Source organism: Nocardia sp. NPDC046763 (assembly GCF_040645495.1).
Lineage (GTDB): Bacteria > Actinomycetota > Actinomycetes > Mycobacteriales > Mycobacteriaceae > Nocardia.
Map to the genome: position 1 here is coordinate 1 of NZ_JBEYYI010000064.1, position 9,825 is coordinate 9,825.

A 9,825-nucleotide genomic window follows, 5' to 3' on the forward strand; every position below is an offset into this window, starting at 1 on the left:
AGGCGGCAAAAGGTCGACACCGCTAGTTTCACCCTCCAGTTGTGCACGAAATTCGGCACTAGCGGGCGTCCGCGCGGCGCTCAGATCGGCACGGCTGGTTGATCTTCGGCGTGCCGCGCTGGCCGGTTCGGTCAGCGCGGTATGCGGCAGAATAGTGTGTTCGCAGGCACTGGTGTGGCCCTGGTGTGCTGGTGTCCGCAGTTGTTCGTATCGTTGTCGGCGATTACTCGGAGGGTTGGGGCGAAGTGGCTGATAACGATTGGGCGCGTCTGTTTGAAGACATGCCGATGTTTCTTTTTCCGGACTACGACGATCAGTTCCGGCTCCGGTGGCCTCCGACCGGGGAGTGCGTCGAACTGCGTGATGAGAAGACCGACCACCGGGTGGTGTTCTGCGCTGAGGACGAGTACGTCGAAATCAGGGTGTCAGAGCCGCAGGACCCGCTTACCGTGGATCGATTCCTGGCGGTCCTGCGTTCGCAGCGCACCTCGCACAGGTCATTGACATCGGATCTACAGCCGATCGAAGAAGCGCAGTGGCGGCAGTCCACTGCATGGAAGGGCGTTTGGGAGACCGGTTGGCGGCACAGTGCCGACTACAAAGACGAGATCGCTGCTGACGTGATCGAAGTTCTGCGCACCGGATTGAGTGCGAGTCCCGAACGGTTGCGTTATCGGGCGTGGAACAACGACGGGCCGGTCGATGACCTTCGTGGAATCTCGCCGTTGGAGTCTGTCGAATCCGATCGTCCTACGAAACGTGGTGTGCCCCAGCGGTGCGCGGAGTGGGGAGATCTCGGCCAGCGTCTGGATTGGGCTTTGACCACACTGCCGCTGGGGCAGGTTCTGGTGTTGTCCATGCCCGCGCGAGGTCGTGATTCCTGTGTCGTCACCTTCTTCAACGACCCGAACCGTCCGATGCTGCACAACGAGTGCATCGTCTGGGATGAAGCGGGATTGGAGCTCGATGAGCTGAACAAACGGCTGACCAGAGTGGGATGGCAATGGGCTCCAGATCACGCCGACGGTGTCGATGACCCGATCTGGGTCGGGCCGACGACTCGGGCGGGCGTCCATCCGACGGTGCGAGACACGACAGTTCGCACTGTGGCCACCTTTCGTGACGTCCTCGGCGTTACGCATCCTCGCGAGCTTGCGTTCAGCGCAAGTGCCGATCCCACGATGAGCTACCTGATCTCCGAGTTGGGACTGGATCGGGCCGACATGTGACGAACGCCAAATGCATGAACGGTCATCGGCTACTTACAGGATACGGTGGCATCGATTTGGTGACACGGGGAGGAACTGTTGACTGACACCGAGACTGATCCCTGGGTGCGGTTCGGGCGAAGACTGGCCGACGAGCTCATGGGCGTGGACGTCTTCAACTTCATCTGGGTCAGGGATGAGCGCGAAGCGTTGTGGGCTCAAATAGCGTTGGCGGAGGGCAATCTCGGCGACCCGGGACCATTCGGTTGGACTGGTTGGGGCGGTTGGCAGGGAAGGCTGGAAGTGGAGGTCACCGATGTCAGTTGTCCTGGGACCGAGTTCGGGGGGATAGCCCTGGGCGATCAACCGCAAATGATCGAAGCAGGCTGGACTCCGGAGCCAGAGACGCCTTTCTGGTCGCGCTCCATCGACTGGTACAACGATCGTCGAATCTGCCAGGGTGTCGCCGACCTGGATGTTTCAGCGTTCCGTGACATCTTGGGCAAGGAGACTCCACCCGAGCGGATTACGATCCAGTGGAACGGCTACGACCGAGGCTACGGTTTTCCCGAGGACATGGCCTTTTAAGCGAGCCCATCCAGTGGCCGTCCAAGCGCATGGCTTCGCACGTACTCAATTCGCAGGCAGTAGCGGACGTTCTGCACCGCACCAGGTTCCGGCCGCCGGCGCCCCGCGCTGGCCTGTTCGGTCAGCGCGACATGCGGCAGTAGCGGATGTGCTGAGCGCGATTGCCTAGCTGGTACTGCGGGCCCATCCGGCCACCACGGTGAAACCGTGGTACCGATCGTGCTGGTTGTGGTCTTGAGGTTCACGCTACGTGAATGTTTAGCGTCGAGATGCCGGATGGACCGGCAGGGTTCCAGTGCGGTGAGGAGTGGGTCGTGTCCTGGTCGATTGTGGAAGTTGCCCGTATGTCCGGGGTGACAAAACGGACGCTTCGACACTACGACGAGATCGGCCTGCTGCCGCCGGCGGGCGTCCGCAGTAACGGCTACCGCTTCTACGACCAAACTCAACTGCTGCGCCTGCAGCAGATTCTGGTGCTGCGGGAACTGGACCTCGGGCTCGATGAGATCGCCGCGATTCTCGATCGGCAGACCGATCGATTGGTGGCGCTGCGGGAACACCACGCGCGATTGCTTTGTGAGCGCGACCGTCTCGATCGAGTGGTGCACACGGTCGCCCGCACTATCGAGGAACTCCAGGCACAGGAAGGAACACCGGGCATGTCCCAGATCAACAGGCCGGAGAACCTTTTCGAGGGATTCGACCCGAGCCGGTACGAACCGGACGCGCTGAAACGCTGGCCCGATCAGGCGGAGGCGTTCGAGCGCTCGAAGGCGTACACCGACTCGCTGTCAGCCGAGGAAATCGAGCGAATGCAGAAGGAAACGACCGCGGCGATGATCCGCATGGCTGAGCTGATGGCATCGGGAACGCCTGTCGGCGATGCGGCCGTGCAGTCCGAGATCGACGCCGCATACCAACTCCTCAGTGCCACTTGGACCCCGGACGCGCAAATGTTCAAACAACTTGCCCAGACCTACCTCGACGACCCCAGCGCCACCGCGAGTTTCGATCAGATCGCTCCGGGACTGGCCGCCTACTACCGCGACGCGATGGTGGTCTTCGCGGATATCAGGCTCACGTAACCGACAGCCGCCCATACCATCCGGATTGCCCCTCGCTGGCCGGTTCGGTCAGCGCGGTATGCGGCAATTGAGTGCGTTCAGCGCACGACTACGGCGTGATACCCATCGCCCAGATCGCGGCGGCTGGCTCTGGCATCGAGATGGTAAGGATACGGCCACTGGCCAACCGCACGCGCAGCGCGGGGCCAGATTTCGGAGTCAGCAGCCAACCCCGTTTCGGCTTCCAGGGCACGCCTGACCAGGCTGGTGTCGAAGGGATCGTCTCAGCGTGGGTGATCCTCGCACGCGCAACTTTGACGCGCGGAAACCCCAAGGGGCCGAGACTCACTGTCAGGCCAGTGGGGCCCGCGGTAACGCGCTGGCTGATCGCGACTACGGCCAGAACGAGATTGAGCAGCAGGCTGAAGGTCAGGAGAGCGAACCCCCACCATGGCCCGCTGCCTGTGAAGAAGGCACTGCCGAGGACAACGAGAAGGATGATGTTCAAACGAAACATCGGCCAGTTGGTGACGCGGCAGGTGTAGACCGTCGCGGGGGACATCACATCAACTCCTCGATCAGACCGAGCACCTCGGCCTTGCTGTAACCGTTGGCGCGCGCAAACTCGATCAGCTGGCGGGCCGCCTGCTCCACCGGGGCCGAAATGGGTGCCGTCGCAGTGACACGAACGCCGCGCCCGCGCCGAAAGTCGACGACCCCTTCTTCCCGGAGCCGCCGATATGCGGCCAGGACGGTATTACGGTCGACCGACAACGCCTCCGCCAGTTCGGCTGCGGGAGGGAGCTGTTCGTTGACCACCAACTCCCCGGCGGTGACCGCACGCCGAACGCACGCCGCGATCTGATCTTGCAGCGAGGCCCGGGAAGTTGGTTCGATATGCCACAGCATGATGCTGATGAAACTAGCACTATTATCGAGGTGTCGCACTGCTTGAATTGCCCGAACATCGGCATTACCCGTGCACTGACGAGGTTTGGCCGGCGGGCTCAGATGACCCCTGCCCGTTGATCTTTCACGCGCCCGCGCTGGCCGGTTCGGTCAGCGCGGTCAGCGGCATTTCTGTGCGTTCACCAACGATTCAGGTTCGCGACGAGCCGGTCCTACAGCAATTTGCCGCAGTAGTTCGGCTCGGCGGGCGGCTCGACGGCGAGCGTTCTCGGGCTCGTGGTCGGAACCGGACCGGTGTTCCCCTGGGAGTGCGGCCTGCTGGCTGACTGGTTCGTCGGCGAGGTCGGTGGGGCTGGTCAGGGCGTCGTAGAGCCAGTTGTGGGCTTGTCCGATGGTGACCCGGGTGCCGAGGAATTGGCTGGTCAGCGCCCAGTATCGATGGATCCGGTGGTCGGTATCGGTGGCGTCGATCAGCATTTGCTCGCGGAACCGTGGGGTGTCGCGTTCGCCACGCGCGTGGGCGTGGGCGATGACGAATCGGTCGAGTTCGCTGCCGCGGTGCGGCCGGACGCCTTCGGTGACGAGTGATACCACGTCCACCATCACATCGCCCACCTCGACGTACAGCGCGTGCGCATCACGAATCAGCTCCGGCCGGCTCCGCCAGTATTGCTGTCGCACAATACTGGTCACGTCGGGGTCGGCCACGAGCGCGGCCAACTCGGCGTACGCGACAACCTCGTCGACGGACGGATCAGCGGGTGGGTGCGGGACGTTCCAGCACACCCACGGATCGCTGGCGGCTCGCGATAGCGGTGCGAGGATGCGCCGCCAGAAGCGGACCAGGCAATCGTGGACCGCAGCTCCGTCCTGCGCGGCAGCCAGCAACGCCAGTCGCACAGGCCGCTGTGCCGGGGCCGCGGTCTCGATAGCACGCAGTGATGCCCGCCGCCACGCCATTGACCTCAATTCGACGTCCAGTCGCGCACTTTCGGCAGCGATGGCTTCTGCCAGCGACCGTTGCTCGTGCAGCACGCCGGTGATCGAATCGAGGCCGAGGCCCAGCGTGCGCAGCCGCCGTACCAGGAGCAGTCGTTCGGTGGCGCTGTCGGCGTCGAACATCCGATGCCCGCCTGTGCTGCGCTGCGCTTCCAGAATGCCTTCGTCGCAGTAGAACCGGATCGTTCGCACCGCGAGCCCGGTCCTGCGCGCCAACTCTCCGATGCTCACCAGCACACCGGACCGTGTGTCGTCCGTCACAACCTGTTGAACCTCCACCCCACTGGAGCTCTTAGCGTACGGGCACTGCCGCTCGGCTCCACCGAGGCACCGGGCCTCCGGTCGGCGCGGACAGGTGATTGCACCGAGAAAGGGTGAGTCGTGGCTACCACGCAGGAAGAAATCATCGCTGGCATCGCGGAGATCGTCGAGGAGGTGACCGGCATCGACGCTGCGGACGTGGTGCTCGCCAAGTCGTTCGTCGACGATCTGGAGATCGACTCGCTGTCGCTGGTGGAGATCGCCGTGCAGTTGGAGGACAAGTACGAGGTGAAGATCCCCGATGAAGACCTGGCGAGCCTGCGGACCGTCGGCGATGCCGTCGTATATGTCCAGAAGATGGAGGCCCAGCAGCCGCAACTCGCGGCCGACATGGAAGCGAAATTCAAGGAAGGCCAGGCGAATTGAGCAGCACTGGCCGGTCCGGGGCTTCGCGGAGGTGGTGCGCCGGTGATCGCTGATCCGCAGTTGAATCCCGCCGCGGTCGAGCTCGGCAACTTCTTCCAGCAGCCGCCGGAGACTGTATGGCGGGCGTTGACCGAGCCGGACTTGCTGCAGCGGTGGTTGCTGCGACCGACCGGGTTCACAGCATCAGTCGGGACTCGCTTCCGGTTCACCGTTCCGGACTCGGCCATCGATCAGATCCGCTGCGAGGTGCTGGCGGCCCGGCCATACGAGCAGCTCACCTACAGTTGGGTCTATCCCCAGGCCCACTATCCCGCCCGCTGTGTTGTCAACTGGCTGTTACAGCCGCAGGGACGTGGCACACGACTTCTGCTGACACAGACAGGGTTCGACATCGGAGACCGCCGACAACGCATGGTGCGCAACGCCGTCGAGCGCAGCTGGAAACGGCTCCTTCTGCCGCGGCTCGGTGAGGTGATCCACCACTGAGTCTCGCAGGGTAAGGAGAGTGGCCGACCCGCCGACGGCCGTTCCACGAAAGGCACTCAACTCAGCATGAGCGTGCTCGGCTGGCACCCGTACGACGCTCTGCGCGTTGATCTTTGGCGGTCTGGCACTGGCCGACTCGGTCAGCGCGCCACGGGCACTGTAGTGCGTTTCGATTGGCGGGATTGTTGCGGTGGAATGGGACGCTCATGTGCCGATTTGGGGTACATGCTGGCGGGCTGGCCAGCCAGGCCGGAGTGACCCGCCCGGTGCCGGGTCGGCGCGAGTCCGGCGATTGTCCAAAAACCAAGCACTTGTTAGGGTTTCGAGATGGAGCTTTCCGGTCCGGTGGCTGGTCCGATCAATCTGATCTCGACGTTCTTCCCACTGTCTGATGTCGGTTACGTCGCCGAGGAGTACTTCCTGTCCGGTACGGCCGGGTCCTACCGCTTGAGCGGCTCGGCCGGTGACGACGGGGAGTGGGCGACCGAGCCGGACGGCCTCGCACCGTTCACGACCAGACTCGTGGTGTACCGGCCGGTCGAGGGCTACTGCGGAACCGCTGTCGTGGAGTGGCTCAACGCCTCCTCCGGTGCAGACGCGCCGCCGATCTGGCTGCTGGCACACCGGCATCTCATCCGGGCCCGGATGGCCTGGATCGGAGTTTCCGCGCAGTACGCGCCGATCCACGGCGGCAGCGTCATGGCCGCGGCGGCCGAGGGGGACGACACCTGGAACTCGATCCTGCTGCCGCCACTGAAGCAGTCGGATCCGGTGCGGTACGCCGATCTTTCGCATCCCGGGGATGCGTACTGCTACGACATCTACCGGCAGGCGGGAGAACTGGTTCGAAGGCTGCTGCCGGGGACCCGGCAGCTGCTCGCGGCCGGGCAGTCGCAATCCGCGGCCGCGCTCGTCACATTTGTGAATGCCATTGCGCCGCATGGCTCGCCTTACGACGCGTACCTCATCGACGGGCGGCCGGGCCGCCCTGCCACGCTGACCGGCTTGGTGGACCCCGAGGCGCTGGACGGCGGTACGCGGGTGCGTGCGGATTCGATCGCGCCGGTGCTCGTGCTCCAAACCGAGTTCGAGGTGGTCGGTCTCATGCGCTCGATCGACTCCCGCCAGCCCGACTCCGACCGGTTCCGGCTCTGGGAGCTGGCCGGCGCCGCGCACGCGGACTCCTACAGCGTCGGCGCATCGTTCACCGACTCGGGCTCACTGACCGCAGAGGAACTGGCCGAGCGGATGGCGCCGCGACGCAATCCACTGGGCGTCGAATTCCCTGAGCCGATCAATTCCGGGCCACAACATCACTACGTCGTGCAGCGAGCCATCGCGGCGCTGTCCCAATGGGCCGACGGCGGACCCGCTCCGGCACAGGCCGATCGGCTCACGGTATCCGCTGGGGAGCTGGTGCTGGACGTCCATGGCAACGCGCTGGGCGGCATCCGCACGCCGTGGCTGGACGTACCATTGGCGGTGTTGTCCGGGCTCGGGCAGGAGGGCGGCGGCCCGGCGATCATGTTCGGCTGCACGCGACCACTCCCGGGACCCCCTCCGGATGACTACCTACCAGCATTCCGAGCGGCAACCGACAAGACGGTCGCGGCAGGCTTCCTGCTGGCTGAGGACGTACCGGAAATCCTCGCCACGGCAGCCGCGAATCAAGCGTTGAGCACCAAGGACGCATCCCGGTAGCCGCCACCGATCAGTTGGTGGTCACCGCGTGAGAACTTATGGCGTCGATGAATTCGGAAGTGATGCTCGCGTCGTCACGCAGGTCGACGCCGGAGGTGCTGCTCCGACCTTCGACATAGCGGCCGTGGGGGGTTCAAGTCGGTAGCCCCTCCGAAATGCTTGAAAGGCGTTGCAATGCAACGGTGTTCAGGCGAATAAGCTTTCGGGGGGATACGACCACTACGCGCACGCGTCTCACCAGCGGAGACTGTTACTTCCGACCGGTGGCGACATCCCATAGCCGGACGGTGTTATTGATCTCAGCCATGTCGGTGAGTAGGTCGGTCCAAGCGATCTCGAGCGGTCGCATGTCATCTCCCTGCTGCGGGGCACTCGTGGACGGCGATCGCAGGTTGAGCACCACGAGCGGGTCGCTGCCGGTGAAAACGGAACCGACACGGTGCTCGCTCATCGGCATAGAAAGACGTTTAGTGCGTCGGTTTCCTGGACGTGGGGAACGTCCTCCTGATGCGCTTGTCGGGCTTGGTGTCCCATCGCAGGAGCAGGAGAACGTTCCATGGGTAACGGTTGCGGTGTATCCCGGGGTGATCGCAACCGTAACGCGCGGCTGACCCGGCTGCGGGCGTTGGTGCCGGTAGCCAACGCGATCGTCGGGATCGATCTGGCCGACCGTAAACAGATGGTCGTTGTGTGTGACCATGACTCGAAAGTACTGGCCCGCAGAACATTCAGGTGCCGTGCCTGGGATATGGGTGCTGCGTTGGAGTGGGCTGCCGGTCGTGCCGCGGTGGCCGGTTTCGCTGGGGTGACGGTGGCGTGTGAGCCGACTGGGCATCGGTGGCGGGTGCTGGGGCAGTTGGCCGCCGACCGGAACATGTTGTTCGTGTGCGTGCAACCGGTGATGACCGCCTGGTCACGCCGCGCTGAGGACCTCACTACGGACAAGACCGATGAGAAAGATGCGGTACTGATCGCGCGGTTGACCGCGCAGTTGCGGTGTTATGCGCCCGAACCCGTGGATGAGACCTGGTGCCGGTTGCGGCATCTGGGTGCGCGCCGCGAGCAGTTGCTGGTGGACATGGTTTCTCAGGTCCAGCAGATCCGGGCCTTGCTCGAGTGCGTGTGGCCGGCCGCGCTCGAGGCGGCCCAGCAGCCGTTCAAGTCTCGGACCTGGATGGCGGCGTTGCGGGTGATCTGCGGTCGCGACGGCGGTGAGTTCGCGCGCACTCGCCGGTTGGGTCGTGACCGGCTCGAGCGCCTGGTCCGTGGTGAGGTCACCCGTGGCGGTGCGAAGCGGGCGTGCTTTCGGATCACTGGGAAACTCTATGCAGCACTGGATGATCCGGCTGGGGTGCTCGCGCACCGGCGCGGCGCGCTGGAACGGGTGCATCTGCTGCTGGAGGACTGGGCCGAGGGCAAGCGGCGCCTGGCCGACACCGAGGCCCGCATGACCAGCATCCTCGATGAACTCCAGCTCACTGATCTTGTCACCTCGATCGTCGGATTGTCCGCGGTCGGGGCTGCGGCGATTCTGGCCGAAACCGGTGACCCGGCCCGGTTCCCGTCGGCTCGCGCTGTGGTCAAACACGCCGGTCTCGCGCCGCGGGAGAAGAAATCCGGTGCCTTCACCGGCCGCGCCCGGCTTACCGGAGCGGGCCGTCCCGGGCTGCGGCTGGCCGCCTGGCGAGGCGTGTGGGGCACCCAACGCGCCAACACGGTCTATGCCGCCCGCTACCAGCACCTGACCACCCGAGAAACCAACCCGCTCACCCCCACCCAAGCACAGGCCGTGATCGCCGCGGCGATCCTGCGCCAACTACATGCGGTCGTCACGACCCGACAACCCTGGGACCCACACATCGCCACCCACGGCACCACCACGACCGAGCCCGCCATGATCTCGACCGCCGCCTGAACAAGCCGACCGTCGAGCGGAAGGTCGGGGCGAGCCCCACGCGGCATCGAGACACCCCTGGTGATCTCGTCGCACATCATGGGCAGCCCGGACCCGTCGTCACCTCAACCCGATTACACGCTGCAGGGAACCAACCCCATTACCGCTATGCCGGGACGACGACAGACCAGGGCACCGACCGAACCGCTTGACTGTGATGATGACCTTGGTGACGTTTCGGTGGGTCTGACTCTCCGCTTGACTGACGTCTTCGACTGTCCCCTTTGTG

At 64.5% G+C, this 9,825-nt stretch carries 11 protein-coding genes; 7 read left to right on the plus strand and 4 right to left on the minus strand.

Going from position 1 to position 9,825, the window contains the following annotated elements:
• Positions 1 to 191 precede the first annotated feature (191 nt).
• The 3 genes from ABZ909_RS42950 (at position 192) to ABZ909_RS42960 (ending at position 2,881) form a co-directional block, all read left to right on the plus strand.
• Positions 192 to 1,229 (plus strand): hypothetical protein, encoded by a 1,038-nt coding sequence (locus ABZ909_RS42950; RefSeq protein WP_357012111.1) that lies wholly within the window; start codon positions 192 to 194, stop codon positions 1,227 to 1,229.
• Positions 1,230 to 1,307: 78 nt separating this feature from the next.
• The gene (locus tag ABZ909_RS42955; protein WP_357012114.1) at positions 1,308 to 1,796 is read left to right on the plus strand and encodes a hypothetical protein; all 489 of its coding nucleotides are present in this window, start codon (positions 1,308 to 1,310) and stop codon (positions 1,794 to 1,796) included.
• Between the two features lie 314 nt (positions 1,797 to 2,110).
• The gene (locus tag ABZ909_RS42960; RefSeq protein ID WP_357012116.1) at positions 2,111 to 2,881 is read left to right on the plus strand and encodes a MerR family transcriptional regulator; all 771 of its coding nucleotides are present in this window, start codon (positions 2,111 to 2,113) and stop codon (positions 2,879 to 2,881) included.
• An 88-nt stretch (positions 2,882 to 2,969) separates the two neighbouring features.
• Here ABZ909_RS42960 and ABZ909_RS42965 read toward each other — a convergent pair whose 3' ends face one another.
• From ABZ909_RS42965 to ABZ909_RS42975, 3 genes are all read right to left on the minus strand, one after another.
• Positions 2,970 to 3,422 (minus strand): hypothetical protein, encoded by a 453-nt coding sequence (locus ABZ909_RS42965; protein WP_357012119.1) that lies wholly within the window; start codon positions 3,420 to 3,422, stop codon positions 2,970 to 2,972.
• Positions 3,422 to 3,769: a GntR family transcriptional regulator gene (locus ABZ909_RS42970; RefSeq protein WP_357012121.1), complete on the minus strand. Its 348-nt coding sequence runs from the start codon at positions 3,767 to 3,769 to the stop codon at positions 3,422 to 3,424. The genes ABZ909_RS42965 and ABZ909_RS42970 overlap by 1 nt, the downstream gene beginning before the upstream one ends.
• A 159-nt stretch (positions 3,770 to 3,928) precedes the next feature.
• On the minus strand, positions 3,929 to 5,029 hold the full coding sequence (locus tag ABZ909_RS42975) for a MerR family transcriptional regulator (protein WP_357012123.1): 1,101 nt from the start codon (positions 5,027 to 5,029) through the stop codon (positions 3,929 to 3,931).
• A gap of 120 nt (positions 5,030 to 5,149) precedes the next feature.
• Here ABZ909_RS42975 and acpM point away from each other — a divergent pair, with 120 nt between their 5' ends.
• The 3 genes from acpM to ABZ909_RS42990 all read left to right on the plus strand — a co-directional run bounded on the left by acpM (position 5,150) and on the right by ABZ909_RS42990 (position 7,642).
• Positions 5,150 to 5,455: a meromycolate extension acyl carrier protein AcpM gene (gene acpM / locus ABZ909_RS42980; RefSeq protein ID WP_357012126.1), complete on the plus strand. Its 306-nt coding sequence runs from the start codon at positions 5,150 to 5,152 to the stop codon at positions 5,453 to 5,455.
• A 60-nt stretch (positions 5,456 to 5,515) separates the two neighbouring features.
• Positions 5,516 to 5,941: an SRPBCC domain-containing protein gene (locus ABZ909_RS42985; protein ID WP_357012128.1), complete on the plus strand. Its 426-nt coding sequence runs from the start codon at positions 5,516 to 5,518 to the stop codon at positions 5,939 to 5,941.
• Positions 5,942 to 6,268: 327 nt separating this feature from the next.
• Positions 6,269 to 7,642, plus strand: coding sequence for an alpha/beta hydrolase domain-containing protein (locus ABZ909_RS42990; protein WP_357012131.1), 1,374 nt, complete (start codon positions 6,269 to 6,271; stop codon positions 7,640 to 7,642).
• A 250-nt stretch (positions 7,643 to 7,892) separates the two neighbouring features.
• On the opposite strand, the gene ABZ909_RS42995 is transcribed toward ABZ909_RS42990, so the two are convergent.
• Positions 7,893 to 8,342 carry a hypothetical protein gene (locus ABZ909_RS42995; RefSeq protein ID WP_357012135.1) on the minus strand — a complete coding sequence of 150 codons (450 nt, stop codon included), beginning with the start codon at positions 8,340 to 8,342 and terminating at the stop codon, positions 7,893 to 7,895.
• On the opposite strand from ABZ909_RS42995, the gene ABZ909_RS43000 reads away from it, so the two are divergent.
• Entirely contained in the window at positions 8,322 to 9,557 is a 1,236-nt protein-coding gene (locus tag ABZ909_RS43000; RefSeq protein ID WP_357012133.1) for a transposase, read from the plus strand. The two genes, ABZ909_RS42995 and ABZ909_RS43000, sit on opposite strands and share 21 nt — an antisense overlap.
• Positions 9,558 to 9,825: the final 268 nt, after the last annotated feature.

What these genes read in the sequence shown, in the direction of transcription:
- ABZ909_RS42995 (WP_357012135.1), bottom strand. Translation starts at nt 8,342, where the DNA reads ATGGTCACACACAACGACCATCTGTTTACGGTCGGCCAGATCGATCCC.
- ABZ909_RS42965 (WP_357012119.1), bottom strand. Translation starts at nt 3,422, where the DNA reads ATGTCCCCCGCGACGGTCTACACCTGCCGCGTCACCAACTGGCCGATG.
- ABZ909_RS43000 (WP_357012133.1), top strand. Translation starts at nt 8,322, where the DNA reads ATGGTCGTTGTGTGTGACCATGACTCGAAAGTACTGGCCCGCAGAACA.
- ABZ909_RS42970 (WP_357012121.1), bottom strand. Translation starts at nt 3,769, where the DNA reads ATGCTGTGGCATATCGAACCAACTTCCCGGGCCTCGCTGCAAGATCAG.
- ABZ909_RS42990 (WP_357012131.1), top strand. Translation starts at nt 6,269, where the DNA reads ATGGAGCTTTCCGGTCCGGTGGCTGGTCCGATCAATCTGATCTCGACG.